This window comes from Rhodovulum bhavnagarense (genome assembly GCF_004343505.1).
Lineage (GTDB): Bacteria > Pseudomonadota > Alphaproteobacteria > Rhodobacterales > Rhodobacteraceae > Rhodovulum > Rhodovulum bhavnagarense.
The window spans coordinates 608,348-633,097 of the sequence record NZ_SLXU01000001.1 but is presented as its reverse complement, the minus strand read 5'-3'; the positions used below and the strand labels follow the sequence as shown (position 1 = coordinate 633,097).

At 63.7% G+C, this 24,750-nt stretch carries 24 protein-coding genes and 1 tRNA gene; 13 read left to right on the top strand and 12 right to left on the bottom strand.

Annotated features, from left to right (window positions below):
- Positions 1-67 precede the first annotated feature (67 nt).
- The 9 genes from hflX to dusB form a co-directional block, all read right to left on the bottom strand.
- Positions 68-1,357 carry a GTPase HflX gene (gene hflX / locus EV663_RS03160; protein WP_243697855.1) on the bottom strand — a complete coding sequence of 430 codons (1,290 nt, stop codon included), beginning with the start codon at positions 1,355-1,357 and terminating at the stop codon, positions 68-70.
- Positions 1,354-1,587, bottom strand: a complete 234-nt coding sequence (gene hfq, locus EV663_RS03155; RefSeq protein WP_081535796.1) for an RNA chaperone Hfq — start codon at positions 1,585-1,587, stop codon at positions 1,354-1,356. Before hfq ends, hflX begins: the two co-directional genes overlap by 4 nt.
- A gap of 132 nt (positions 1,588-1,719) precedes the next feature.
- Positions 1,720-3,243, bottom strand: coding sequence for a TrkH family potassium uptake protein (locus tag EV663_RS03150; RefSeq protein ID WP_132950293.1), 1,524 nt, complete (start codon positions 3,241-3,243; stop codon positions 1,720-1,722).
- 3 nt (positions 3,244-3,246) lie between these two features.
- The gene (trkA, locus tag EV663_RS03145) at positions 3,247-4,623 is read right to left on the bottom strand and encodes a Trk system potassium transporter TrkA (protein ID WP_132950292.1); all 1,377 of its coding nucleotides are present in this window, start codon (positions 4,621-4,623) and stop codon (positions 3,247-3,249) included.
- Between the two features lie 58 nt (positions 4,624-4,681).
- The gene (gene ntrX / locus EV663_RS03140) at positions 4,682-6,091 is read right to left on the bottom strand and encodes a nitrogen assimilation response regulator NtrX (RefSeq protein ID WP_132950291.1); all 1,410 of its coding nucleotides are present in this window, start codon (positions 6,089-6,091) and stop codon (positions 4,682-4,684) included.
- 3 nt (positions 6,092-6,094) lie between these two features.
- Positions 6,095-8,302 carry a sensor histidine kinase NtrY-like gene (locus tag EV663_RS03135; RefSeq protein ID WP_132950421.1) on the bottom strand — a complete coding sequence of 736 codons (2,208 nt, stop codon included), beginning with the start codon at positions 8,300-8,302 and terminating at the stop codon, positions 6,095-6,097.
- Between the two features lie 169 nt (positions 8,303-8,471).
- Positions 8,472-9,845: a response regulator gene (locus EV663_RS03130; protein WP_132950290.1), complete on the bottom strand. Its 1,374-nt coding sequence runs from the start codon at positions 9,843-9,845 to the stop codon at positions 8,472-8,474.
- A 5-nt stretch (positions 9,846-9,850) separates the two neighbouring features.
- Positions 9,851-10,924: a two-component system sensor histidine kinase NtrB gene (locus EV663_RS03125; RefSeq protein ID WP_243697853.1), complete on the bottom strand. Its 1,074-nt coding sequence runs from the start codon at positions 10,922-10,924 to the stop codon at positions 9,851-9,853.
- A complete protein-coding gene (dusB, locus tag EV663_RS03120; protein WP_132950288.1) occupies positions 10,921-11,910 on the bottom strand; it encodes a tRNA dihydrouridine synthase DusB in 990 nt (329 codons plus the stop codon). The genes EV663_RS03125 and dusB overlap by 4 nt, the downstream gene beginning before the upstream one ends.
- A 187-nt stretch (positions 11,911-12,097) precedes the next feature.
- On the opposite strand from dusB, the gene EV663_RS03115 reads away from it, so the two are divergent.
- The 3 genes from EV663_RS03115 to EV663_RS03105 are packed head-to-tail and all read left to right on the top strand — an operon-like array spanning position 12,098 to position 14,207.
- Positions 12,098-13,243: a bifunctional 2-C-methyl-D-erythritol 4-phosphate cytidylyltransferase/2-C-methyl-D-erythritol 2,4-cyclodiphosphate synthase gene (locus tag EV663_RS03115; RefSeq protein ID WP_132950287.1), complete on the top strand. Its 1,146-nt coding sequence runs from the start codon at positions 12,098-12,100 to the stop codon at positions 13,241-13,243.
- Positions 13,240-13,728: a phosphatidylglycerophosphatase A family protein gene (locus EV663_RS03110; RefSeq protein ID WP_132950286.1), complete on the top strand. Its 489-nt coding sequence runs from the start codon at positions 13,240-13,242 to the stop codon at positions 13,726-13,728. The genes EV663_RS03115 and EV663_RS03110 overlap by 4 nt, the downstream gene beginning before the upstream one ends.
- On the top strand, positions 13,725-14,207 hold the full coding sequence (locus EV663_RS03105; RefSeq protein ID WP_243697852.1) for a CinA family protein: 483 nt from the start codon (positions 13,725-13,727) through the stop codon (positions 14,205-14,207). The genes EV663_RS03110 and EV663_RS03105 overlap by 4 nt, the downstream gene beginning before the upstream one ends.
- Positions 14,208-14,243: 36 nt before the next feature.
- Here EV663_RS03105 and EV663_RS03100 read toward each other — a convergent pair whose 3' ends face one another.
- Complete coding sequence (locus EV663_RS03100; RefSeq protein ID WP_132950284.1) at positions 14,244-14,705, bottom strand: type II toxin-antitoxin system RatA family toxin; 462 nt, start codon at positions 14,703-14,705, stop codon at positions 14,244-14,246.
- A gap of 68 nt (positions 14,706-14,773) precedes the next feature.
- Here EV663_RS03100 and hpt point away from each other — a divergent pair, with 68 nt between their 5' ends.
- From hpt to EV663_RS03075, 5 genes are all read left to right on the top strand, one after another.
- Positions 14,774-15,310 carry a hypoxanthine phosphoribosyltransferase gene (gene hpt, locus EV663_RS03095; protein WP_132950283.1) on the top strand — a complete coding sequence of 179 codons (537 nt, stop codon included), beginning with the start codon at positions 14,774-14,776 and terminating at the stop codon, positions 15,308-15,310.
- A complete protein-coding gene (locus tag EV663_RS03090; protein ID WP_132950282.1) occupies positions 15,310-15,492 on the top strand; it encodes a hypothetical protein in 183 nt (60 codons plus the stop codon). Before hpt ends, EV663_RS03090 begins: the two co-directional genes overlap by 1 nt.
- Positions 15,493-15,575: 83 nt before the next feature.
- On the top strand, positions 15,576-16,589 hold the full coding sequence (locus EV663_RS03085; RefSeq protein ID WP_132950281.1) for an ABC transporter substrate-binding protein: 1,014 nt from the start codon (positions 15,576-15,578) through the stop codon (positions 16,587-16,589).
- 29 nt (positions 16,590-16,618) lie between these two features.
- Positions 16,619-17,386: an ABC transporter ATP-binding protein gene (locus EV663_RS03080; RefSeq protein WP_132950280.1), complete on the top strand. Its 768-nt coding sequence runs from the start codon at positions 16,619-16,621 to the stop codon at positions 17,384-17,386.
- Positions 17,379-18,176 (top strand): ABC transporter permease, encoded by a 798-nt coding sequence (locus EV663_RS03075; RefSeq protein WP_132950279.1) that lies wholly within the window; start codon positions 17,379-17,381, stop codon positions 18,174-18,176. The genes EV663_RS03080 and EV663_RS03075 overlap by 8 nt, the downstream gene beginning before the upstream one ends.
- A 3-nt stretch (positions 18,177-18,179) precedes the next feature.
- Here EV663_RS03075 and EV663_RS03070 read toward each other — a convergent pair whose 3' ends face one another.
- Both EV663_RS03070 and EV663_RS03065 read right to left on the bottom strand, forming a co-directional pair.
- Complete coding sequence (locus tag EV663_RS03070; RefSeq protein WP_132950278.1) at positions 18,180-18,902, bottom strand: RlmE family RNA methyltransferase; 723 nt, start codon at positions 18,900-18,902, stop codon at positions 18,180-18,182.
- A 93-nt stretch (positions 18,903-18,995) separates the two neighbouring features.
- Positions 18,996-20,108, bottom strand: coding sequence for a Ppx/GppA phosphatase family protein (locus tag EV663_RS03065; RefSeq protein WP_132950420.1), 1,113 nt, complete (start codon positions 20,106-20,108; stop codon positions 18,996-18,998).
- A 239-nt stretch (positions 20,109-20,347) separates the two neighbouring features.
- On the opposite strand from EV663_RS03065, the gene EV663_RS03060 reads away from it, so the two are divergent.
- From EV663_RS03060 to EV663_RS03040, 5 genes are all read left to right on the top strand, one after another.
- Positions 20,348-20,650, top strand: coding sequence for a virulence factor (locus EV663_RS03060; RefSeq protein WP_132950277.1), 303 nt, complete (start codon positions 20,348-20,350; stop codon positions 20,648-20,650).
- A 20-nt stretch (positions 20,651-20,670) separates the two neighbouring features.
- Positions 20,671-21,585, top strand: coding sequence for a methylenetetrahydrofolate reductase (locus EV663_RS03055; RefSeq protein ID WP_132950276.1), 915 nt, complete (start codon positions 20,671-20,673; stop codon positions 21,583-21,585).
- 9 nt (positions 21,586-21,594) lie between these two features.
- Positions 21,595-22,554 carry a methyltetrahydrofolate cobalamin methyltransferase gene (locus EV663_RS03050; RefSeq protein ID WP_132950275.1) on the top strand — a complete coding sequence of 320 codons (960 nt, stop codon included), beginning with the start codon at positions 21,595-21,597 and terminating at the stop codon, positions 22,552-22,554.
- 29 nt (positions 22,555-22,583) lie between these two features.
- Positions 22,584-24,611 carry an ASKHA domain-containing protein gene (locus EV663_RS03045; protein ID WP_132950274.1) on the top strand — a complete coding sequence of 676 codons (2,028 nt, stop codon included), beginning with the start codon at positions 22,584-22,586 and terminating at the stop codon, positions 24,609-24,611.
- Between the two features lie 48 nt (positions 24,612-24,659).
- A tRNA-Gly gene (locus EV663_RS03040) sits at positions 24,660-24,733 on the top strand.
- Positions 24,734-24,750: the final 17 nt, after the last annotated feature.

The following is a 24,750-nucleotide window of genomic DNA, read 5'->3' as shown; positions in this document are numbered from 1 at the left end:
GACCCCCGGCGCAGCGCCTCTTCGAGCTGCAAGGCCGGAGCCGTGACCGTCATGTGCCGACAGCGATCTACATCTCGCGGAACCGGCTTTGCTGCCGCGCTGTCCAGTTGACATTCAGACGATATCCGTTCTCCTGTGGTCGTTCGTCCTCGACCACGCCCTGTTCGAACAGCCAGGCGCGTTTCCTTCCCTCATCAAAGCCGAGGAACAGTTCGGTTCGGCTGCGCGCATCGTCCAATGCGGCTGTCACCGCAGCCAATAGTGGCTCCATCCCCTCACCAGTCCAGGCCGATAGCGTCAGAACACCCTCGTGACGGGCCGCAAGGGCCTCGAGTGCGGCGCGATTCTCGGGCGAAACGAGGTCGGTCTTGTTCCACACCTCGATCACAGGCGTCTGGCTGGCAACGCCCAGTTCTGACAGGATCGCGCGAACGTCCTCGGCCTGTTCCTCTGTCCCGGAATGGGCGATGTCGCGCACATGCAAGATCAGATCGGCCTCGAGCACCTCTTCGAGCGTGGCGCGAAAGGCCGCGACAAGCTGCGTGGGAAGTTCTGAAATGAAGCCAACAGTATCGGACAGGATCACCTTTAGCCCGGACGGCAGGGTAACCGCGCGCATCGTGGGGTCGAGCGTGGCAAAAAGCATGTCCTTGGCCAGCACCTGCGCACCGGTCAGCCGGTTGAACAGCGTGGATTTGCCGGCGTTGGTATAGCCAACCAATGCCACCACTGGGAAAGGCACCTTGCGACGAGCGGCGCGGTGCAGATCGCGGGTCTTGACCACCTTGGACAATTGCCGGCGCAGGCGCGTGATTGCCTCGTCGATGGCACGGCGGTCGGCCTCGATCTGGGTTTCGCCGGGACCGCCTACAAAGCCAAGTCCGCCGCGCTGGCGTTCAAGGTGGGTCCAGGCCCTCACCAGCCGCGTGCGCTGATAGGAAAGTGCCGCCAGTTCGACCTGCAACACGCCCTCGCGGGTCCGTGCGCGGTCGGCAAAGATCTCCAGGATCAGCCCCGTGCGATCGAGGATCTTGACCTTCCAGTCGCGTTCGAGATTGCGCTGTTGCACCGGCGTCACCGGCCCGTCGATCAGCACGAGTTCGACCTCAGCATCGCGAAAGAGGGCGCCCAGCTCGTCGATCTTGCCCGATCCGAACAGATAGCCCGGCCGCGCCTTGGCCAAGGGCACCACGCCGGACCCCGCGATCTCGAGACCGGGCAAAGCCTCTGCAAGCGCGATGGCCTCTTGCAGGGCAGGCCCTGCAGCGCGACGCGCACGGTCAGATGTAATGTCGGGATGCAGAACCCAGGCGCGTGTCACGCTTGGGCCATGCTCCTCAAGTTCGGACGCGCTCAATCCTCACCGTCGTACAGGTTGATCGGCTGTGACGGCATGATGGTGGAAATCGCATGCTTGTAAACAAGCTGCGACTGCCCGTCCCGCCGCAGCAGAACACAGAAATTATCGAACCAGGTGATGACACCCTGAAGCTTGACCCCGTTGATCAGGAAAATGGTCACGGGAACCTTGGTCTTGCGAACGTGGTTAAGAAATGCGTCTTGAAGATTCTGCTTGTCGGCAGCCATTTGTTCTTGCCCTTGTTGTCTGAACCTGCCCCTCGGCGGACAGCCGTCTCCCTACACGGCGAGTATGAAACGAGGTCGCCCGAGATTCCAGCCCTCTTGTCAGGTCTTTACCGGGAAAATCGGCATCGCGTGTCAAGGGCGCCAGAATTCAGGGTTCAAAAGCGCGATGATCGCCAGGGTCTCAAGCCGCCCCAGCACCATGGCGGCGGCCAGCACCATCTTTGCCCCGTCCCCGAGGGCCGCATAACTCAGCGCTGGCTCGGCCGCTGCGGCGGCCAGCGGGCCGGTGGTCGTAAGCGCGGCAACCGTCAGAACCATCGCGGCCTCGAACTCGAGTCCCGCCGCGCCAAGAGCCACCATTACAACCGTGACGGACAGGGCAAACAGCATGAAAAAGACAAAGGCGATCTGGGCCCCCTGTCGGCGAATGCGGCGGGCAAAGGCGCCCGCGCCGCCGACCGAACTGGGATAGATCAGTTTTTCCATTTCTCGCACGCCATGTTTGTAAAGAGCATAGATGCGCAACAGCTTGACGCCGCCCGCCGTCGTCGCGACGCCACCACCAAAGACGGCCAGTCCCACCAGGATCAACCCCGCCGACGGCAGCCCCGACCATTCGCGCGCCGCCGTCCACTCGACCGAGTTGAACCCGGTGGTGGTCAGGTAGGACGTGACGGTAAACACCGCCCCCCAAAGCGCTTCGAGCGCGGCAAACGTATTGTCATCGGATGAAACCTCGTAGGCGCCCATCCAATGCCGCGCGATCAGGAAGGCCGTGACAAGCCAGGCGATGGCGATGCCCATGCGAAATTCCAGGTCGCCCCAAAGGGCGCGCCAGCTTTCGGGGCGGAAATCGAACATGAAGGTGCGCCGCGAAAAGGCAAAGGCAAAAAACCAGAACAGCATGAACTCGCCGGCAAGACCGCTTGCGCCGCCTTCGATCCCCCCGACGGGCGAGATACCAGACGTCGCCAGCACCGCCATCGCGTGGCAAGCCGCCACAAGCGGCCCCTCGCCGGCCAGAAGCATCAGCACCCACAAGCTGGCGGTCAGCCCGGTATAGACCGGGGCAAGCTGTCGGCCGAACCGGACAAGGCGTTCGCGCGCATCGGCCGCGGTGGTCGAGGCGGCAGGGCGCGGATGGGCCCGCCCCGTGACGCCCCCCGGCACGGCGGTCACCTCGAACCCGCCGAGATTCATCGGGGCAAGGATCGCAATCGCCGTCACCCAGAGAAAGAACCCCCCCATCCAGCCCACCAGGGCGCGCCAGACATGCACCGCCGCACCCGGATCAAAACCTGCGTCGAACACTGTGGCCCCGGTCGTGGTCAGGCACGAGACCATCTCGAAATAAGCGTCGAGATAGGGCAGACCCGGCACCGCCTCTGTCATCGGAACCGCAAGCATCAGCGGCAGAACCGTGTAAAACCCCAACATCGCCAGCAGATGACTTCGGCCCTGGTTCCTGACCGGGTTGTTGATCGTGGCGATGCCGATCAGCACGCTCAGCGCGCTGAACATCAGGCCCCCGTAAAAGAACCCGCGTGCGGCCGACCATTCGCCCATTGCGACAGCCACGACAACCGGCACGAACATCGACAACGCCCCCGCCGCCATCAGGATCACCAGAAACGGAAGGTCAGACAACCGGCCCATGGGTCAGAAGAAATCTATCGAGACCTGAAGAAGCCGCTCAACCGCTGGCACATCGTCGGCCAGCGCAAATATCGCGATCATGTCACCCTCTTCGATACGGGTGCTGCCGGTCGGGCGGATCACCTTGTCGTTCTTTTGAACGGCACCAACCAGCGCCCCCTCGGGAAAGTCGATATCCGCAATGCGTTTGCCGCACATGGGCGAGGTTGACAGAACCTGCGCCTCTAGAACCTCGGCCTCGGCATCGCCGATGGAATAAACGCCGCGCACGCGCCCGTGGCGTATATGGCGCAGGATCGAACTGACCGTGGTCGCGCGCGGGTTGATATAGGCATCGACATCCAGTGGCCCCATCAGCGGCACCAAAGAAGGTTCGTTGACCAGACAGATCGCCATCGGACAGCCGGCCATCTTGGCCTGTACCGCGGCCAGGAGGTTGGTCTTGTCATCGTCTGTCACCGCCAGAACCGCGTCGGCGCGCTCGATATTTGCCTCTTGCAACAGCGCCATGTCCAGCCCGTCGCCATTCAGCACGATGGTCCGTTCCAGCGCATCGGCCGCCATTTCCGCGCGGCGGCGATCATACTCGATGACCTTGGCACGGATGCGGTGTTCCTGACGTTCCAGTGCCTGGGCGACAGACAGGCCGACATTGCCGCCGCCGATGATGACCACCCGTTCCTGCCGCTTGGTGGACTTTCCAAAGATTTCCAGCGTGCGATTCACGTCATCGAGATGGGAAAAGACGTAGACTTGGTCGTCTGCAAACAATTGATCGCCCGGCTCGGGGGCGAATAGCGTGCCCTCCCGGCGGATACCGACCACCACCGCGCGCAGCGTCGAAAACAACTCACTAAGCTGACGCAGTGGGGTATTGAGAACCGGGCAATCCTCTTCCAGCGTGATCCCCAGAAGCTGAGCCTTCCCCTTGAGAAAACTCTCGGTGTCAAAGGTCGCGGGCGCCGCCAGTCGTTGAAGCGCCGCATTCGCCACTTCGCGTTCAGGGCTGATAACCACGTCGATGGGCATGTGATCGCGCCGGTAGAGGTCGGAATAGATCGCCGTGAGATAGGATTGCGCACGTAGCCGCGCGATCTTGCGCGGCACCGCAAAGACCGAATGGGCCACCTGGCAGGTCACCATGTTGACCTCGTCGGAATGGGTGGCGGCAATGATCATGTCGGCATCGCGGGCGCCCGCGCGGTCCAAGACATCGGGGTAAGAGGCATGCCCGGTGATCCCCTGCACATCCAGCGCATCGGTCGCCCGCCGGATCAGGTCGCCGTTCATGTCGACGATCGTGACGTCATTCTTTTCACCCGAGAGGTGCCGGGCGATCTGCCAGCCGACCTGGCCCGCGCCGCAGATTATGACTTTCATGCCCGATCCGTATCCCTTGGCTGACCTGTCTCATCCATTGCAGATGGCCCATAGCCGGTCAATCGGCCCCGCCCTCGGGGTCGACATGGGCCACCCGACCATTCGTCTTGGCCGAGGTCACCACGCCCAAAGTCTTGAGCTTGCGGTGCAATGCAGAGCGTTCCATCCCCACAAAGCTGGCCGTGCGCGAGATATTGCCACCAAAGCGATTGATCTGGGTCAGCAAATATTCGCGCTCGAACAGTTCACGCGCCTCACGCAGCGGCAGCGTGGCCAACCCGCCCGACAGCACCACGCGCCCCTGCTCGGCAGGTGCCTCGGCAGGGATCGGCAGTTCACCTGCGGCAATCGGCTCGCTGCCTTCACCCAGGATCAGCACCCGTTCTATCACGTTCTTGAGTTGGCGCACATTGCCGGGCCAGTCCATCGTCTGGAGCAGGGCCGCGGCCTCGCTGCTGAAGGCACGCAGCGGCAGACCCTGGTCGCGGTTGAAGGCGCGAATGAAATGGGCGGCCAGTTCGGGAATATCCTCGCGCCGTTCGTCCAGCGCGGGCACCTCGATCGGGACCACGTTCAACCTGTGATAAAGCTCCTCGCGGAAATTACCCGCCGTGATTTCAGCAGCCAGATCGCGGGTCGTCGAGGAAATCACCCGCAGATCAACACGCACCTTGTCGGCCCCGCCAGCACGCTGGAATTGCTGATCTACCAGAACACGCAGGATTTTCGACTGCGTACCCAGAGGCATATCCGCGATCTCGTCGAAATAGATGATCCCGCCATGGGCCTGTTCCAGAAGGCCCGGTTCGACCCCGCGTTCGGGGCTTTCGCGGCCGAACAGCACTTCTTCCATGCGGTCGGGCTCGATCGAGGCGGAATTGACCACGACGAATGGTCCCCCGGCCCGGTTCGACCCCGCATGGATATAGCGCGCCGCAACTTCCTTGCCGCATCCCGACGGCCCGCGCAGCATCACCCGGCCATTCGATTTGGTTACCTTGTCAAGCTGAGCCCGAAGCGCCTTGAACGCAGCGCTGGAGCCGACCATCTCGGCCTGGGTCACGTCGCGGCGGCGCAATTCCTGGTTCTCGCGACGCAGGCGTGACGCCTCCATCGCGCGGCGGATCACGACCAGCAACTGGTCGATATTGAACGGTTTCTCGATAAAGTCATATGCCCCCTGCTTGATCGCGGCGACCGCGATCTCGATGTTGCCATGGCCCGAAATGATGACCACCGGGATATCGGGATTGTCACGCTTGGTGGCGGTCAGGATGTCGATACCGTCCATCCGGCTGTCCTTTAGCCAGATATCGAGGATCATCAGGGCAGGCGGCTCGGCATTGACCTGCGCCATGCAATCCTCGGAATTGGCGGCAAGCCGGGTCGTATAACCTTCGTCGATCAGGATATCGGAAATCAATTCGCGGATATCGCGCTCATCATCCACGATCAGAATGTCACTCATCAATTACTCTCCCGAAACCGTTTTCAACTCGTTCATTTCAGCGCCCGGATCACGACCGCGCAAAAGCGTCAGCGGCAACCGTATCTCGGCAAGCGCGCCACGATGGGCGCCGGGGGCAAAGGGCTGTGCATCGCGCAGGTCCAGCGTGCCGCCATGTTCCTCGACGATCTTCTTGACGATGGGCAGGCCCAACCCGGTGCCACTGTCGCGCGTCGTGACGTAAGGTTCGAACAGTCGCGCACGATCTTCAGGCAGGCCGATGCCGTTATCCTCAATCGTGATTAGCGCCACTCCCTCCGTGGTATCAAGCGCCACGCGGATCTGCGGCGCGTAACCTGGCGGCGCACCTTTTTCAAAAAATGTTTCCGTTGCTTCGCCTGCGTTCTTTATAAGATTTGTCAACGCCTGGCTGATCATCGTCGCATCAAGCTCGGCGTCAAGCCGCCCCTCGGGCAGATCAGAGACGATCGTGACCCCCGGCTGACCGCTATCCTGCAATACCACCGCATCGCGCACCAGCGCCACAAGGTCGACCGGCTTGCGCTCGGGTTCGGGCATCCGTGCAAACTTGGAAAACTCGTCAACAATGCGTCGCAAGTCATTGGTTTGTCGAATGATAACGTCGGTATATTGCTCGACGGCTGCGGCCTCGTCACCGGCCAGCTTGCGAAACTTTCGGTTGATCCGTTCGGCCGATAGCTGGATTGGTGTAAGCGGGTTCTTGATTTCATGCGCGATGCGGCGGGCCACGTCGCCCCAGGCCGCCATGCGCTGTGCAGAGACGAGATCGGTCACGTCGTCAAAGGCCACAACGTAGCCCTCAAGCCGGCCATCGGAACGCTGCCGCCGGGCCATGCGTACCAACAGGTTTTCCATCTTGCCGCGGCGCACCAGCTTTATCTCTTCTTGGGATACCAGGCGAGGACTGGCTCTCAATCTATTGAACAAGCTTTTGAATTCTGGAACGACAGCTTGCAGTTCAAGCCCGTTGTCACGGCCTTCGTCCAGCTCCAGCAACGTCAGGGCCGAACGGTTCATGAACTCGACACGGCCTTCGTCATCCAGTCCCATCACGCCGGCGGTGACAGAGGACAGGACCGAGTCGAACAACCGCCGCCGCCGCTCTATCTGGCGGTTGGTCTGCAAAAGCGCCTCGCGCTGCGCCTTCAATTGCCGGATCATCTGGTTGAAAACACGCCCCAGCATCGCGATTTCGTCGTCGCCAGCCTCCTCGCGCACCTGCACGTCCAGATCGCCCGCGCCGACGCGCTGTGCTGCGCCTGCCAGTCGCCCCACGGGCCGCGACAGACGTTCGGCGAACCACAGGCCCAGCCAGACCGCGGCCAAAATGAGGATCGCGGCAAAGCCGAGGTACAAAAGCCCGAACTCGAAAAGGACACGGCCTCGTTCGCTCTCTAACTGATGATAGAGACGGACCGATTCCTGCGTATCGTCCAGCAGGCTCAGGATTTCGCCGTCAACCTTGCGCGAAACGTAAAGGTAACGGTCCACATAAGCGGCAAGCTGGATAAGCGCACGGAACTCGTTATTGTCCCAGTCCTCGATGATGACCGTCTCACCCTGCCCTGCGCGGGCCAACTCATCGGCAGTCGGCTTTTCGTAATCAAAGAGATAAGATCGCTCGCCCCGCGCCTCGATCTCTCCCGACCCGTCAATGACATAGGCCTCTTTAAGGCCACGTTGTACCCGCCCCTGTGCCTGCGTCAAAAGCTGGCGCACCTCGCCATCCGACAGGAAGAAGGTGGCCTGCCGTGCCACGTTCAAATAGCCGGCCAAGGCATCGGCATCGGTGGCCAGGTCACGCCGGTGCTCCTCTTCATAAGCTTCGGCAGCGGACAAGGAAGCCCCGACAACGTTGCGCACCCGCTCGGAGAACCAGCCCTCAAGACCGATATTGATCGTCAGCCCGGCAAAAACCGCGACGAGAACCGTGGGAATAAGCGCGATGAGCGCGAACACGCCCGTCAACCGCAGATGCAGCCGCGATCCCGCCGAATGGCGGCGGCGGGCCGCGATCATCCGCGCGATGCGCTGAAAGACCAGTGCGGCCAGCACAAGCGCATAGACAAGATCCGCCAACAAGACCGCACGCAACCCGGTCGAGGTCGCCCCCTGCCCCAGCGGACCCAACAAAAGGAAAGTGGCCAGCGCAAGAAGCGGCCCAAGGATGACGACGCTCAACGTCGCCATGTTCTCGACGCGCCGTGTCTTGCGCGCCTGCAAGAGGCGCTCGAAACGTGATCTCCCCGCCAGGGCTGGCACGGCCTGCCTCGTGTCGCTGCGCCGCGTTCGCGCGGCTGGTCCCGTTTGCCCGGACGCTGGTCGGGACTGCTGCCCTGGCGCCACGGGTGTTGCGAAACTACATCAACTTACGACGACGAGTCACGCGAATATCAAGATCGTTGATCTTCTTGCGCAGGGTATTGCGGTTGATGCCCAACAGGTCAGCGCACTTGGCCTGATTACCGCCGGTGGCATCAAGCGCGATCTCGATCAGCGGCATTTCCACCTCGCGCAGGATGCGGGTGTAAAGACCCGGCGGCGGTAACACCCCTCCATGCAGATCGAAATAACGGCGCAGGTGCTTGGCGACAGAGGCCGACAGCTTTTCGCCACTTCCTCCCCCCACCAGGGGCTCGATCTCGGGCTGGTTGCCTAGCACTGTCTCGACCTCGGCGCGGGTAATGACCTCTTCGGGGCTGGTCACGACAAGCCGGCGGATTGTGTGCTCCAGCTGGCGCACATTGCCCGGCCAGCTATAGGCACGGATCAGATCCATCGCGTCGGGTGCAATGCGTCTTATCGCGGTCCCATCTCGTTCGCTGCGGACAAGGAAATGGTCCGCCAAAAGCGGGATATCCTCGACCCTTTCACGCAGCGAGGGCACGGCAAGCGTCACCCCGCCCAACCGGTAGAACAGGTCCTGGCGGAAGGCGCCGGCCTCCATCAGGGCGGTCAAATCGCTTTGGCTGGTGGCCATGACCCGTGGCGCGCTATCGCCGAACGTGTCCATCATGCGAACGATCCGACCCTGCGCCTCGTCGTCGAAATCGGCCACCTCGTCGAACAGGATCGACCCCCCCCTGGCGCGCGCCACCAGCGCCGAGGGTCCGTCTACCCCTTGCAGGTCGGGGGCCGTGGCCACCACGAAGGGCAGCGAACGGCGGTCGGAAAAGTCGTGGATAGCGCGGGCGATCAACGATTTTCCGGTGCCGGATTCACCACAGATCAACACCGGCAGATCCGCATTCATCACGCGCGCAACAAGCCGATAGAGAGCCTGCATCTGCGGCGTGCGGCCCACCAGCGGCAAGTCGTCCTTTTCGCTCGGCGGCTGATCGGGAATCGAACGCGGGCCGGGGGCACGGCGCCGGGTTTCCAGCGCGCGGCCCGCGCGTTTCATAAGGTCGGGCAGGTCAAATGGTTTGGGCAGGTAGTCATAGGCTTCTGCCTCGGCGGCCTGGATTGCGGTCATGATCGTATTCTGCGCCGAGATCACGATGACCGGAAGGCCGGGCCGTTCCTGTGCGATCTTGGGCAGCATTTCCAGCCCGTTGCCATCGGGCATGACGACATCGGAAATCACCAGGTCGCCCTTGCCCTCGCCCACCCAGCGCATAAGGGTGGTCAGGGAACTGGTGGCATGCACCCTGCACCCTGCTCGGGTCAGCGCCTGGGTCAGAACGGTGCGGATCGTGCGATCATCATCGGCGACAAGAACGGTTCCGTCCATAGTGCTCAGTCCTCTTGCGATTTGGGCGCCACGGGCAACGAGACGCGGAACACCGTGCGCCCGGGCACGGAATCCACTGCGATCCAGCCGCCATGGTCGGAGATGATCTTGGACACCAGCGCAAGCCCCAGCCCGGTGCCGTTTTCACGGCCCGAAACGAAGGGCTCGAAAATGTCGCCCGCGATCTCGGGCGGCAGGCCGGGACCGTCATCCACGATCTCGACCTGCAACGGCACAGGCATACCCGACCCATCGGGATGGCGAAGCCTGAGCGAAAGGTCGTAAAAGCTGCGCAAGGTGATCGTCCCGCCCGCGGGTCCGGCGGCCTGGGCGGCGTTCCTTATGAGATTTGTAAAGACCTGCATCAATTGGTCTGCATCCGCCCAGGTCGACGGCAACGAGGGGTCATATTCCTCGACGATGCGCATATTCGCGGCAAAACCCACGGCGGCCGATCTGCGCGCCCGGTCCAGAACGTCATGGATATTGACCGCGCGACAGGCGGGCGGGCACAGGTTGCCGAACTGTTCGACCTGTTCCAGCAGCTTCACGATTCGGCGGCTTTCAGCCACGATCAGGTCGGTCATCTCCAGATCGCCGTTGCTCAGGTTCATCGACAAAAGCTGCGCCGCACCGGTAATGCCCGCCAGCGGGTTCTTGATTTCGTGGGCCAGCATCTCGGCCATGCCGATCGCGGATTTCGCCGCCGATTTCACCGAATGCGCGCGTCCCAGCCGCCCTGCGATCTCGCGCGGGGAAACCAGCAACAAGACGTGTTCGGCCAGGTCGTTCATCGGCGCGATCTGGATATTGCATTCCACCGGGGGCCGGGTGCCCGCGCTGACGTCCACATCGTTTATGAATAGCGGCGCGCGGTTCAAGCGCACCCGCGCGAATGCCTCGTCCAATGGAGCGGCCACTGCCAACCGGTCAAATACCGGCACTTCGCGCAGGGCCTTGATCGTCGCATTCATGAACAGTTCGGCCGCCGGGTTAATCGCCGCGATCCTGTCCCCGGCATCCAGCAGCAGCGCCGGGATGGGCAGCGCGGTCCAGATGGCATCGTGATCCAGCATCATGCGGCCGCCCTGTGAAAGGCATTTCCGGCCAACGCCTCGGGCAACAGCGCCAGCACCCGCCCCGGATCGCGCGCCGTCAGCACCAAGCGCCGCAGCTCGGAGCGGGTATCGGCGGAATCCATGTACCACCCCAGATGTTTGCGTAGCACACGCACTCCCAGATCCGTTCCGTAAAAGGCCAGCGCATCCTCGTAATGGCGCGCAACCGTGTCTACGAATGCCTGTCCTCTCGGCGCCTCGGGCACCGGGGCACCTGACAGGTCCGCTGCGATCTGGGCCAACAGCCAGGGGCGCCCCCTGATCCCCCGCCCGACCATCACCCCATCGGCACGGGACAGCTCCAGCGCCTTGGCGGCCGTAGCCCCATCGAGGATGTCGCCGTTGGCGACGACCGGAATCGAGACCGACTCTTTGACCGCGCGGATCGCGCCCCAGTCGGACCGCCCCTTGTAGAACTGGCAGCGGGTCCTGCCGTGTATCGTGATCATTTGCACTCCTGCGGCCTCGGCCCGGGCCGCGATCTGGGGGGCGTTGCGCATCTCGTCGTCCCAGCCCAGCCGCGTCTTCAGCGTGACAGGAACCGAGACCGCGCTCACCACCGCCTCGATCAGGCGAAGCGCCCGGTCGGGGTCGCGCATCAAGGCCGAGCCGGAGAAACCCCCGGTGACCTTGCGCGCCGGACAGCCCATATTGATGTCGATGATCCGCGCACCCTGCGCCTCGACCATTCGCGCGGCCCGCGCCATCCATTCGGGATCGCGCCCGGCCAGTTGCACCGCTGTCCTGGCCTCGTCCAGCCCCAGCGCGGCACGCTCGCGCACACCCGGCTTGGCCTGAATCATTTCCTGGCTTGCCACCATTTCGGAAACGACAAGCCCGGCGCCGAACCCGGCCACCAATCGCCGGAATGGCAAATCGGTAATACCGGCCATGGGGGCCAGCAGGACGGGCGGATCTATCGAGATATTTGCCACCTGAATGGACAATTGATTAATCCTTGTGCAGACCCAACCGATCTAGCAATGCGAGCACGCAATGGCAATCGCACGCGGACGCCGGGCAGGACGAAAAATCGTTTTGCGCAAAATTTAAGCACTCTATCCCGGCAGATTGCCCCATTGCCCCGCAGCCCGCCCCCGCCTAGAACGCCAGCGAATAGCGGAAGGGCATCGGATGACGGTCACGGCACTTATCGTCGCCGCCGGGCGCGGTACACGGGCGGGGGGCAGCAGGCCCAAGCAGTATCAGCCTCTCATGGGGCGCGCGGTTCTGGCGCGCACGCTGGCCACCTTTGCCGCCCACCCCCGCGTCGATGCGCTGGTGGCCGTGCTGCACCCCGAGGATGACGACCTTTTCGCCGAGGCCATTGCCGGGCTGGGGCTGAACATCGCCACGGTCAGGGGCGGGGCCACACGCGATGCCTCCGTTCAGGCGGGGCTTGCCGCTGTCCGGGGCGAGGACGGGCTCGTTCTGATCCATGACGGCGCAAGGCCGCTTGTTTCGCCGCAGCTCATAGATCGCATCCTTGAAGCGCTTGAAACACACCCTGGCGCCGCCCCGGCCCTGCCGGTCACGGACGCCTTGTGGCGCGGCGCGGAGGGCCTTGTGGTGGCACCTCACCCACGCGAAGGACTCTTTCGCGCGCAGACTCCGCAGGGCTTTCACCTACGCGCAATCCGCGCCGCTCACGCCGCCCATACAGGTGGTGCAGCCGATGATGTGGAGGTCGCTCTTGGCGCACATCTTGACGTGGCAATCGTGCGCGGCGATGAGGACAACCTCAAGATCACCCACCCAGAGGATTTCACCCGCGCCGCGCGGGTCTTGCGGGAGAGAGACATGGACATTCGCACCGGCAACGGTTTCGACGTACACGCCTTTTGCGAGGGCGACGGGGTGATCCTGTGCGGGATCAAGGTGCCGCATGACAAGGCGCTCAAGGGCCATTCGGATGCCGATGTCGGGATGCACGCGGTCACCGACGCGATCTATGGCGCGCTGGCGGATGGCGATATCGGCCAGCATTTTCCACCCTCCGACCCGCAATGGAAGGGCGCGCCCTCGGACATCTTCCTGAAACACGCAGTCGCGCTGGCGGGCGAGCGGGGCTACCGTATCTCGAACGCGGACCTGACGCTGATCTGCGAACAGCCCAAGATCGGCCCCGTCGCGGGCGCGATGCGCGCCGAAATGGCGCGCCTCATGGGCATCGATATCGACCGGATCAGTGTCAAGGCCACTACGTCGGAAAGGCTTGGCTTTACCGGTCGGCAAGAGGGCATCGCGGCGCTGGCCACCGTGACGCTGATCAAACCGTGAGCCGCTTTGTCGCCACCTTTTTTGGCGTCGGCCTGTTGCGCCCGGCGCCGGGAACATGGGGTGCGCTTGCCGCGCTGCCGCTGTTCTGGGCGCTGCATGTCCTCGGCGGGCCGGTCCTGACCGGGATTGCCTGTCTCGCGGTCAGCCTGATCGGCTGGTGGTCGGTGGGCGCGGCCGCGGGCAGCGTGGCCGATCCCGACCGCAGCGAATTCGTCATCGACGAGGTCGCCGGCATGTGGATCGCCCTGATGCCCATCTCGATCGGGTCAGCGGCGGCAAGGGTGGATGTACTGGCACTTTACCCCGGCTGGATCGCGGCATTTCTGGCGTTCCGGCTGTTCGATATCTGGAAACCCGGCCCGATCGGATGGGCCGACCGCATGAAAACGCCGGTGGGCGTGATGCTGGACGACATCCTTGCCGGGTTCGCGGCCGCAATTCTTGTTCTTGCACTGGCCGCGCTGTCGCATATTTTCCTCGTGTGAGAAGCAGGGCCGAAAAACTTGTCTGGCGTGCCCGGTCGACGGGCACGATCATCGCAACCGCCGAAAGTTGCACGGGCGGGCTTGTCTCGGCGGCGATCACGGAGATTGCGGGTTCGTCACACATGTTCGACCGCGGGTTCGTCACCTATTCCAACGAGGCCAAGCAGGCGATGCTGGGCGTTCGGGCGGAAACGCTGGAGGCCTTTGGCGCTGTCTCAGAGGCGGTCGCGGGCGAAATGGCCGCAGGCGCGCTGGCGCGGTCCGGCGCAGGGCTGGCGGTGTCGGTTACCGGGATCGCGGGGCCGGGCGGATCGCGGCACAAACCCGAGGGACGGGTCTGTTTCGGGTTGGCACAGGCAGGTCGGACAGTTGTCACCCAAACGGTGGAGTTCGGCGCACAAGGACGCTCACAGGTGCGCGAGGCCAGCGTCGGCTATGCGCTGGACCTCTTGCTTTCAGCGCTGGATGAAGGTGCGTGATCCCCAGCCCAATCGCCGTCTCGGCTTTTGCACAGATCAGGCCGCGGGACGGCCGTAAAGTTCCTCGGCCCGCTCTTCGAAGGCGCGCACGATGCGGTGCATCGCCTCGTTGAACACCGCGCCGATCACCCCCTGCAAAACGCGATTACGGAATTCGAAATCGACGAAGAACTCGACCTTGCAGCGCCCCTCGCCGATATCGTCGAACTTCCAGTAGGATTTCATATAGCGAAACGGACCATCCAGGTACTCGGTGTCGATCTTGTGAATCGCAGGCCAAAGCGTGACCCGACTGCCAAAGCGTTCACGGAACACCTTGAACGAAATGACAAGATCGGCCGCCATCACCTCTCCCCCGCCGGGGATGGGCTTGCGTGACCGGATGCGCGCCGCTCCTGTCCAGGGCAGGAATTTCGGATAGGACGCCACATCCGCCACCAGGTCATACATCTGCTGGGCGGTATAAGGCATCTCGCGATTTTCGGAATGGCTCGGCATGGGTCCGGTTTGTTGCTAACGGTGGGGTGCCATTTCAGACACCGGGACGACAAAATCAAGGGGGCGGCATGGGCGAGAGACCATATGTCATAGACGAATTGATCTCGGCAAAGACAATCGCAGCGCGGATCGAGGCGCTGGCCGACGAGATCGAAACCTTCTTTGCCGATAGTGACAAGCTGATCGTTGTCGGGCTCTTGCGCGGCTCTTTCGTTTTCATCGCCGATCTTGTGCGCGAACTGACCCTCCCCGTCGAGGTCGATTTCATCGAGACATCGTCTTATGGCGAGGCCACGGTCAGTTCGCGCGAGGTCCGCATTCTCAAGGACCTGCGCGGCGAGATCGCGGGGCGTGATGTTCTGGTGGTCGAGGATATCGTGGATACCGGCCACACGCTCAAACACGTACTACATATGCTTGGCGGTCGAAAACCCGCCCGGCTGAAGGTCTGCGCATTGCTGGACAAACCGTCGCGACGCGAGGTTGAGGTCAAGGCCGACTGGGTCGGTTTCGAAATCCCCGATGAATTCGTGGTGGGCTATGGCATCGATTATGCCCAGCACAACCGAAATCTGCCCCATATCGGCAAGGTCAGGTTCACCTGATGAACCTGCATTGGCTCATACGCGCGTCACGCTGGGCGCGAAACCCGCCAAGCCCGGCAAGGGTCAAGCTGGTGCTGGCCATCATCGCCATCTGCATGGCGCTTTTCATTGTCGAGCATGTCCTCGGCTGGCCCGACTGGCTGACCGTCAATTCAACCCCGCGCGGTCGTATCGGGTTCTGAGAGCGCTTTGCACTTTTCTTCCGCGCCCGGCTCTGAAATGTTCGTTTCCGACACCCGGTGGGGATTTGCCAAGGAGAAAAACCATGACCCGGTTCACGCGACGCAGCGCGATGGGGGCGATCGGTGCGGCGGCCACGCTGCCGGTACTGGCCCGCCCGGCCCTGGCCCAGGACAAGCTGACCGTCGGGGCGCTGCGTTTTACCAGTCATGCCGCCAGCTTCGTGGCCTTCGAACGAGGATACTTCGCGCAAGAGGGGCTGGAGGTCGAATTCAGATTCTTCGAGGCGGCACAGCCGATGGCCATCGCGATCGCATCGGGCGATGCGGATTACGCGGTCAGCGCGATCTCGGGCGGTCTGATTTCGCTCGCCGAAAAGGGGGCAGCACGCGTGATCGGCGGCGCCCTGTCCGAGGAAAAAGGCATCGACGGACAGAAGATACTTGCCTCCAACGCCGCCTACGACGCCGGCCTTGTCAGTCCCGCCACCCTTGATGGCAAAAGCTTCGGCATCACGCAGGCCGGGTCGTCCTTTCACTACATGGGGGCCAGGATCGCCGCCACCGAAGGCGCAGATATCACCTTCAAGCCGTTGCAAAAGGTCGGCGCGGTGATCGGCGCGCTGAAGTCCGGGCAGATCGACGCGTGGTCCGTCGTGCCCCATATCGCCAAACCGCTGGCCGCGGCAGGCGCGGCACGGATCATCGGCAACGTGGCCGATTACCTGCCCGATTATCAGGTGACGACCGTGTTCACCTCTGCCCGGAACGCTGAGAATGAGCGCGCCAAGACGGAGAGCTTCCTGCGGGCCTTTGCGCGGGGTGCGGACGATTTCAACGCGGCACTGGTGGACAAGAGCGCCGGTGACGACGCCGCCGAGGACATGGTCAGGCTCATCCACAAATACGTCTATACCGACCGCGACTACGACAAGGCCCGGCCGGCCATCGTCAACGGCGCAATGCGCATCAACAAGGATGGCGCGCTGAACATGGGCTCGGTAGAGGACCAACTCGGGTGGTTCAGATCCGAGGGGCTGATCAAGGACACGATCACGACCGAAACACTGGTCGATCCCTCTTACGTCGACATCATCTGACGCTTCGGGCCTCTCGCTCGCCTTGCCCCATGGACCTTTCGCTTACCAGTGTTTCGCATCGCTATGGCACGACCGAGGTGCTGTCGGACATTTCGCTCGACATCGCCGATGGCCGGATCATGTGCATCGTCGGCCCGTCGGGCTGTGGAAAGTCCACGCTTCTGCGGATGATCGGCGGTCTTGAACGGCCCGATAGAGGACGGATCGTGCAAAACGGCGCCGTACCGGAAGGCTGTCTCAACCCGCTGACCTACGTTTTCCAGGACTTCGCGCTTTTGCCTTGGCGCAGCGTGGCGGGCAATGTCGGGCTCGTGCTGGAGGATCACCGCCTTCCCCGCACGCATCGCGACGCGATCATCGCAGACGTGCTGGCGCGCACCAATCTGACCGAGTTCCGCGATGCCTGGCCCCGGCAACTCTCTGGCGGCATGAAACAACGCGTCGCCATCGCGCGCGCGCTTGCGGTGAAACCCGCGGTGATGCTGATGGACGAACCGCTCTCGGCCCTTGACGCCCAGACCCGCGAATTGTTGATGGACGACCTCGTTGCCCTGTGGACCCGCGCCCCCTTCACCGCCGTCTACGTGACCCATAACCTGGCCGAGGCGGTGCGGCTGGGCCACCGCATCGTCGTATTGTCCCGCCGTCCCGGCCGTATCCGCGACATCGTCGAGATTGACATACCGCTGGCCGAACGCCGCGCGAGCGCCCCGGCGCTGGAGGCGCATCAATCCCATCTTTGGCAACTGATGCGCGACGAGGCCGCCGCCGCCGTCCAGGAACTGCATGATGCCTGAGTTGCAAACCACGCCCGTGCCGTTCCGCGGCGGCGGCTTTCGGCTCCGCCGCGTGCGCGGCGTCGGCCTTGCCGTCTTCGTACTCCTGGTCGCGCTGGTCGAGTGGGGTACGCGGTCTGGAGCTATCTCCGCACTCACCCTGCCCAGGCCCTCCGACGTGGGCACCACGCTGTGGGATCTCGCAGCAAGCGGGATGCTGTTCACCCACCTTGTCCCTTCGCTAAGCCGCCTGGCGGTGGGTTCGGTGCTGGGGATCAGTGCGGGTATCGGCATCGGCGTGCTGATGGGGCTGTTCAGCCTGGTGCGCGCCGGGCTGGCCCCCGTGGTCGCCGCCCTGTTCCCGATCCCCAAGATCGCGCTGCTACCGCTTTTCGTGATCTGGTTTGGCATCGACGAGGGGTCGAAATACGCGCTGATCGCGTTGGGCACCTTCACGCCGACCGTCGTGGCAACCTATGGCGCGGTCGATACCGTGGACCGCACCCTGATCCGCATGGGCCAAAGCTTCGGCCTCGACTGGCTGTCAATCGTGCGCAAGATCGTCCTGCCAGGCGCCCTGCCCGGTATCCTGTCGGGCCTGCGCGTGAGCCTCGCAATCGGGATCATCCTGCTGGTCGCGGCCGAGATGCTGGGTGCCGAACACGGGATTGGCGCCTACATCCTGCAAGCCGGATCGCTTTACGACCTCGAAAGACTGTTTGCCGGCGTGGTCATCCTCTCGGCATTGGGCGTGGTAACAAGCGCGGCCATCGGCTGGGCCGAACGCCGTCTTCTGGCCTGGCGCGGCTGAACCTTACCCGGCCTCGGGCCGTCCGCGAAACCCGGTGGCAACCACGAATTTCTCCGAGCTATCGGGCCGGCTTGCCGGCGGCTTGACATTCGCCACCTTTTCGAATCGTTGTTTCAAGAGCTTTTGCAACTCTGCCTCCGCGCCCCCGGCCAATACCTTGGCCACGAAGGTTCCCCCCTCTTCCAAGACGTCAAAGGCCAGCTCCGCAGCCGCCTCGCACAGGGCTATGATGCGCAGATGATCAGTCTGCTTGTGACCAGAACTTGCCGCGGCCATGTCGCTCATGACAACATCGGCTCGCCCGCCCAGCCATCCCTTCACCTTCATGTCCGCCCCTTCCTCAAGAAAATCAAGCTGATGCACCTCCGCCCCCGGGATCGGTTCCACCGGCTGCAAGTCCACCCCCAGGACCGTGCCCACCGGCTTGCCCGGCTTTTCCCCAAGCGCATTGACCCGGCCCACCGCGACCTGGCACCAGCCGCCCGGCGCGCAGCCCAGGTCAACCACCCGCGCCCCCGGACGCAGGAAATGATACTTGTCGTCCAGTTCCAGGATCTTGAACGCTGCGCGCCCGCGATAGCCTTCGGCCCGTGCCCGCTTGACGTAAGGATCGTTCAATTGCCTCTCAAGCCAGCGCGTCGAGGACAGGCGCCGCCCCCGCGCCGTCTTGACCTTGACCTTCAGATCGCGCTGTCCGCGCCCGCTACTGCCCTTTTTCTCTGTCATTCCCGTTTCCCGCCCGAGGCGGACCCTGTGCTTCTTCTTGGCAAAAATACCCATGCCCCGCCCTGTCCACCGGCGCAACGCCGCGCCATGGGCTCAGAACGGGCCATCCTCCAGCACGCCATCGGCGCTCATCTGCGCGTAAAGCAGCCCCTCGCGCAAGCCCCGGTCGGCCACCGAAAGCCGATCGGTCGGCCAGACCCGCATCAGCGCCTGCAAGATCGCCGCGCCCGACATGATCAGCGCATGGCGATCGCGCCCGATCCTGGGATCTGCACGCCGCCCGTCCGGGCCAAGGTCCAGGTAATCTCGGATCACCCGGTCGATCTGGGCCGATGTCATCCTGAGGCCGTCCACCTTGGTCCGATCATAGCGACGCAATCCCAGGTGGCTGGCCGCGACCGTGGTAACCGTCCCCGACGTGCCGATGATCTGGAACCCCTCCTTGGTCTGCTCGGCCGCATAGGGGGCAAAGCCGGCAAGGTTTTCCTCGAAGAACCAGCTCATCAGCGCAAAGCGGGCATGGTCATCCTCGACGTCGTCGAATTGCTCGCGCAAGGTCGCCACCCCCAGCGGCACGGATATCCAGTCGACCACGCGGGCGGCCGGAAACGGGCTGTCCTTGGTATGAAACCCCGCATGCAGCCGCATGATCGCGCGCGGCCGGTCGTGGCGCGGAACGGCTGAAAGGTCGATCCATACAAGTTCGGTCGACCCGCCCCCGATATCGACCACCAGCAACTGCTCGGTCTTGGTCGAGACCAGCGGCGCGCAGGATACCACGGCCAGCCGGGCCTCCTCCTCCGGCTCGATGATCTCCAGATCGAGTCCCGTCTCGCGCCGGACCATGCGCATGAACTCACGCGCGTTGACCGCGCGTCGGCAAGCCTCGGTGGCAACCAGGCGCATGCGGTCCACCTGGTGCTTTTCCAGCTTGCCCTTGCAGATACGCAGCGCCTGTACCGTGCGCGCGATCGAGGCACGGCTGAGCCGGCCGGAAGATTCAAGCCCGGTACCAAGCTGGACCGACTTCGAAAAACTGTCCACCACATGGAACTGGTTACCCTTTGGCTGGGCAATCAGCATGCGACAGCTATTGGTGCCGAGATCCAGCGCTGCGTATAGCGACGCTGGGTCCGGCGGATTTGGCGCGGGGGTTACAACCGCTTTGGGGAACGCGCCCGCACCATTGGGACGCCTGGGCGCCATAGAACCGCCCTCCAGATCGAGTTGTGTCAACCGTAGCCCCTGCCCCTTTCCCTTGCAATGGCGCAGATCGATACGGGCCCGACCTCATGGTCTTGATGAGTATTTTTCCGATCCTGCCTACTGGCCGCGCTCCCACCGCTCGTCTAGATCCGTCGTTAGCGGCGCCCATCCGGTCGAAATCCGGCCTATCCGCGACAATGGGCCGGATTACAAGCGGAACAGGGAAGGAAACGAATCAGATGCCCGAGATCACAGTCATCTACTGGCGCGACATCCCCGCCCAGGTCATCGTCGGCCGGGGACGCAGGGCGGCCAAGCGCATCCTGGACCCCCGCTTCGAACAGGCCATCGACCGCTGCGCCATGGCGGTGGGCGCGCGCGACAGCGACGCCTATCTTGCCGACTGGCGCAGGGCGGATCCGGTCACGCTTGAGGGCGAGGCCGCCATGCTGGCAGAGGCCGAGGCAAGCCGGATCGAGGCGACCTATGACGCCGCACGGCTGAAGGCACTGATCGAGTCTTCCGGTTGGGAAACATCGTGAACAGGCTCCGGGAGGCCGCCATGGGACTTCTGCATTTCAAACGGCGCGAGACGCGCGCTCCGCGGGGCGGCCCGCTGGCCGCCTTTGTCGAGGGCTATTCGGTCGAGGTAATGCCACGCACCGCGGAGAAGATCGATGATTTCCGCGCCCTGCTGCCCGCGGGCACGCGGGTCTATATCGCCCATCTCGACGGCACATCGATCACGGATATGGTCGCGACCGCAAGACGCCTGCGGGATGAGGGGTTTCATCCCATACCGCATTTCCCCGCGCGCTCGATCCCCGATTTCGCAACGCTTGCGGACTGGATCGCGCGTTATGGCGGCGAGGCTGGCGTGAACGCGGGGCTGATCCTGGCAGGAGGCATTGCCCGGCCGCGGGGCGTGTTCCATTCCTCGATGCAACTGCTAGAGACGGGGCTGTTCGACAAGGCGGGGTTCACGCATCTGTACGTGGCCGGACATCCGGAAGGCTCTCGCGATATCGACCCCGACGGGGGCGAGGCCAACATGATGGCCGCGCTTGGATGGAAACAGGCATTTTCCGAACGCACCGATGCCCGGATGGCGGTGATAACCCAATTCGCCTTTGACGCGGTCCCGGTGATCGACTGGGCAGACCGGGTGCGCGCGGCCGGCGTCGACCTGCCCATCCACATTGGCGTGGCCGGGCCGGCAAAGTTGCAGACCCTGGTAAAATACGCCATTGCCTGCGGTGTCGGCCCTTCGCTGGCCGTGTTGCAACGCCGGGCGCGGGACGTTTCAAAGCTGGTGATGCCCTTCACCCCTGACGCGTTCCTGGGTGATCTTGCCAAAGCCGCCGCATCGCGCCCCGATTTCCCGATCCAGGGCGTCCATTTCTTCCCGCTCGGCGGGATCGCAACGAATGCCGCATGGCTGGCCGATCATGGCCTTGCCCCGGCGCAGCAAAGTTGAGGAGTTTCCATGACCCGCACCGTGCTCGAATCCAGGACCCGAACCGTCGCAATCGGATTTGACGACCCGTTCTGCGTGATCGGCGAACGGATCAACCCCACAGGCCGCAAGAAACTGGCGGCAGAACTGGAAGCGGGCGATTTCTCGACCGTAGAAAGAGACGCGTTGGAACAGGTAGCTTGCGGGGCGATGGTTCTCGATGTGAACGCGGGCGTGGTCTACAACTCCAACCCCAATCCCAACGAAACCGAGCCGCCGCTCATGCGCCGGATGATCGAGCTTGTTCAGGGGCTGGTCGATGTACCGTTGTGCATCGACTCTTCGGTCCCCGGCGCGCTGGAGGCGGGGCTGGAGGTCGCGCAGGGCCGGCCGCTGCTCAATTCCGTCACCGGCGAAGAGGAGCGGCTGGAGCGCGTTCTGCCGCTGGTGAAGAAATACAATGTTCCGGTAGTGGCGATCTCGAACGACGACACGGGCATATCCGAAGACCCAGACGTGCGCTTCGACGTGGCCAGAAAGATCGTCCAGCGCGCCGCCGATTTCGGCATCCCCGCCCATGACATCGTCGTGGACCCGCTGGTGATGCCCATAGGTGCAATGGCCAGCGCCGGTCAGCAGGTCTTTGCCCTGGTCCGGCGCCTGCGCGAGGAGCTGGGGGTGAACACGACCTGTGGCGCCTCGAACATTTCCTTCGGTCTGCCGCACCGGCACGGAATCAACGCGGCCTTCCTGCCGATGGCGATCGGGGCCGGGATGACAAGCGCGATCATGAACCCGCTGCGCCCCGTCGAGATGGAGGCCGTGCGCGCCGCGAACCTGTTGATGAACCACGACGAGAACGGCTCGACCTGGATCGGGTTTTCCCGCGTGTTGGACGCCGTGGCCGAAGGAACGCCCTTCCCCGAGGCGTCCAAAGCGGGCGCGCAGGCAGGGGCCGGGCGTGGCGGTCGGCGCCGACGCCGCAGTTAAGCGGGTGGTAATCGGAACGGGACAAAGCGATGACCGAGCAGGACCCTCTTGTAATCTTCACGCCTTCGGGAAAACGCGGCCACGTGCCCCGCGGAACCACCGTTCTGGATGCCGCTCGCCGGTTGGGCGTCGATCTGGACAGCGTCTGCGGCGGGCGCGGCATCTGTTCCAAATGCCAGGTGGCCCCAGGCATCGGCCATTTTTCCAAACACGGACTTACCGTTTCAGAGGATGCGTTGTCACCGATCAACGCGGTCGAACAACGCTATGATGAAAAACGCGGCCTGAAACCCGGTCGTCGCCTGGGCTGTCAGGCCCAGATCCTTTCGGATGTCGTGCTTGATATCCCCCCCGAAAGCCAGTTGCACCGACAGGTGGTGCGCAAGGCCGCCGAGGCCCGCGCAGTGGCAATGGACCCGGCGACACGGCTTTTCCTCGTCGATGTCGCCGCGCCGGACATGCATGCCCCAACCGGCGACCTGGAGCGGCTGAACGCGGCATTGGCCGCGCAATGGGGCCTGCCCGAGGCGCGGGCCTCGCTGCCTGTGCTGGCACGTTTGCAAGAAGTGTTGCGCGCAGGTCACTGGCAGGTGACGGTGGCGCTACACCAGCCCCATACAGGGGGGGAGGCAGAGATCCTCGACCTCTGGCCCGGCTTTTTCGAGGGACCGCTATACGGGCTTGCGATCGACCTCGGGTCCACCACCATTGCCGCGCACCTGACCGACCTTGCCACTGGCGCGGTTGTCGCCTCGTCCGGGGTGATGAACCCGCAAATCCGGTTTGGCGAAGACCTGATGAGCCGGGTATCATATGCCATGATGAATCCCGGCGGCGCGGGCGAGATGACGACCGCTGTGCACGGCGCCCTGGACGAGTTGGCGCGCGCCATTACGCAAGAGGCCGGGATCGACCCGCGCACCATGGTCGAGGCAGTGCTGGTCTGTAACCCCGTCATGCATCATCTTGCACTGGGAATAGACCCCGTGGAACTGGGTCAGGCCCCTTTCGCGCTGGCAACATCCGGCGCGGTCGAGATCACGGCGGGCGCACTCGGGATAAGATCGATCAACCCGTCCGGCCGGGCATACGTCCTGCCTCTCATTGCGGGCCATGTGGGCGCGGATGCTGCTGCGGTGGCGCTGAGCGAGGCGCCCGAGAAATCCGAGGACCTGGTGCTGATCGTCGATGTCGGCACCAATGCCGAGATCATCCTGGGCGACCGGACGCGGGTTCTGGCCTGTTCCTCGCCAACCGGCCCGGCCTTTGAAGGGGCCCAGATCAGTTCCGGTCAGCGCGCCGCCCCTGGCGCGATCGAACGTGTCCGCATCGACCCTGCCACGAAAGAGCCGCGGTTCCGGGTGATCGGGTGCGACCTGTGGTCGGATGAGGAAGGGTTCGAGGCCGCCCTCGGAAAGGGCGGCGTAACCGGCATCTGCGGCTCCGGTATCATCGAGGCGGTTGCCGAAATGCGGATGGCCGGGTTGCTCGACTCGGCTGGCCTGATCGGCACAGCCGAACAGACCGGCAGCGCGCGCTGCGTCCCCGAGGGGCGGACACAGGCCTATGTGTTGCATGATGGCTCGGCTGCGGGCGGGCCTGTCATCACGGTGACCCAAGGCGATATCCGGGCGATCCAACTGGCGAAATCGGCGCTTTATGCCGGGGCGCGCCTGTTGATGGACCGAATGGGGGTCACGCGCGTCGACAGGGTTGTTCTGGCCGGAGCCTTTGGCGCGCATATCAGCCCGCTGCACGCGATGGTACTGGGCATGATCCCGGACGTGCCGCTGGATCATGTGCGTTCGGCCGGGAACGCGGCCGGCACGGGGGCGCGGATTGCGCTGTGTTCGCGCGCCGCGCGGCGGCTGATAGAGGACAACGTGCGCCGGATCGAAAAGGTGGAAACAGCCGTCGAGCCGAAATTCCAGGAACATTTCGTCGCCGCTAATGCCCTGCCCCATGCCAGCGATCCGTTTCCAGAGCTGGAAAAGACCGTGAACTTACCCGAGGTTTCATTCAATACCGCCGTCAGCACCCGGCGGCGGCGGCGCTGATCGGGTCTTGACGAGGGCGGGAGGTTTGACTACCTCGAAGCGCACCGGGCGGGTGTAGCTCAATGGTAGAGCAGGAGCTTCCCAAGCTTAAGACGAGGGTTCGATTCCCTTCACCCGCTCCAGGTTGATTACTTCCTCG

Excerpts from the sequence above, each read along its gene's own strand:
- hfq (WP_081535796.1), bottom strand. The coding sequence starts at position 1,587 with ATGGCTGCCGACAAGCAGAATCTTCAAGACGCATTTCTTAACCACGTT.
- EV663_RS03150 (WP_132950293.1), bottom strand. The coding sequence starts at position 3,243 with ATGGGCCGGTTGTCTGACCTTCCGTTTCTGGTGATCCTGATGGCGGCG.
- trkA (WP_132950292.1), bottom strand. The coding sequence starts at position 4,623 with ATGAAAGTCATAATCTGCGGCGCGGGCCAGGTCGGCTGGCAGATCGCC.
- ntrX (WP_132950291.1), bottom strand. The coding sequence starts at position 6,091 with ATGAGTGACATTCTGATCGTGGATGATGAGCGCGATATCCGCGAATTG.
- EV663_RS03135 (WP_132950421.1), bottom strand. The coding sequence starts at position 8,302 with ATGGCGACGTTGAGCGTCGTCATCCTTGGGCCGCTTCTTGCGCTGGCC.
- EV663_RS03130 (WP_132950290.1), bottom strand. The coding sequence starts at position 9,845 with ATGGACGGAACCGTTCTTGTCGCCGATGATGATCGCACGATCCGCACC.
- EV663_RS03125 (WP_243697853.1), bottom strand. The coding sequence starts at position 10,924 with ATGATGCTGGATCACGATGCCATCTGGACCGCGCTGCCCATCCCGGCG.
- EV663_RS03115 (WP_132950287.1), top strand. The coding sequence starts at position 12,098 with ATGACGGTCACGGCACTTATCGTCGCCGCCGGGCGCGGTACACGGGCG.
- EV663_RS03100 (WP_132950284.1), bottom strand. The coding sequence starts at position 14,705 with ATGCCGAGCCATTCCGAAAATCGCGAGATGCCTTATACCGCCCAGCAG.
- hpt (WP_132950283.1), top strand. The coding sequence starts at position 14,774 with ATGGGCGAGAGACCATATGTCATAGACGAATTGATCTCGGCAAAGACA.
- EV663_RS03090 (WP_132950282.1), top strand. The coding sequence starts at position 15,310 with ATGAACCTGCATTGGCTCATACGCGCGTCACGCTGGGCGCGAAACCCG.
- EV663_RS03085 (WP_132950281.1), top strand. The coding sequence starts at position 15,576 with ATGACCCGGTTCACGCGACGCAGCGCGATGGGGGCGATCGGTGCGGCG.
- EV663_RS03080 (WP_132950280.1), top strand. The coding sequence starts at position 16,619 with ATGGACCTTTCGCTTACCAGTGTTTCGCATCGCTATGGCACGACCGAG.
- EV663_RS03075 (WP_132950279.1), top strand. The coding sequence starts at position 17,379 with ATGCCTGAGTTGCAAACCACGCCCGTGCCGTTCCGCGGCGGCGGCTTT.
- EV663_RS03070 (WP_132950278.1), bottom strand. The coding sequence starts at position 18,902 with ATGACAGAGAAAAAGGGCAGTAGCGGGCGCGGACAGCGCGATCTGAAG.
- EV663_RS03065 (WP_132950420.1), bottom strand. The coding sequence starts at position 20,108 with ATGGCGCCCAGGCGTCCCAATGGTGCGGGCGCGTTCCCCAAAGCGGTT.
- EV663_RS03060 (WP_132950277.1), top strand. The coding sequence starts at position 20,348 with ATGCCCGAGATCACAGTCATCTACTGGCGCGACATCCCCGCCCAGGTC.
- EV663_RS03055 (WP_132950276.1), top strand. The coding sequence starts at position 20,671 with ATGGGACTTCTGCATTTCAAACGGCGCGAGACGCGCGCTCCGCGGGGC.
- EV663_RS03050 (WP_132950275.1), top strand. The coding sequence starts at position 21,595 with ATGACCCGCACCGTGCTCGAATCCAGGACCCGAACCGTCGCAATCGGA.
- EV663_RS03045 (WP_132950274.1), top strand. The coding sequence starts at position 22,584 with ATGACCGAGCAGGACCCTCTTGTAATCTTCACGCCTTCGGGAAAACGC.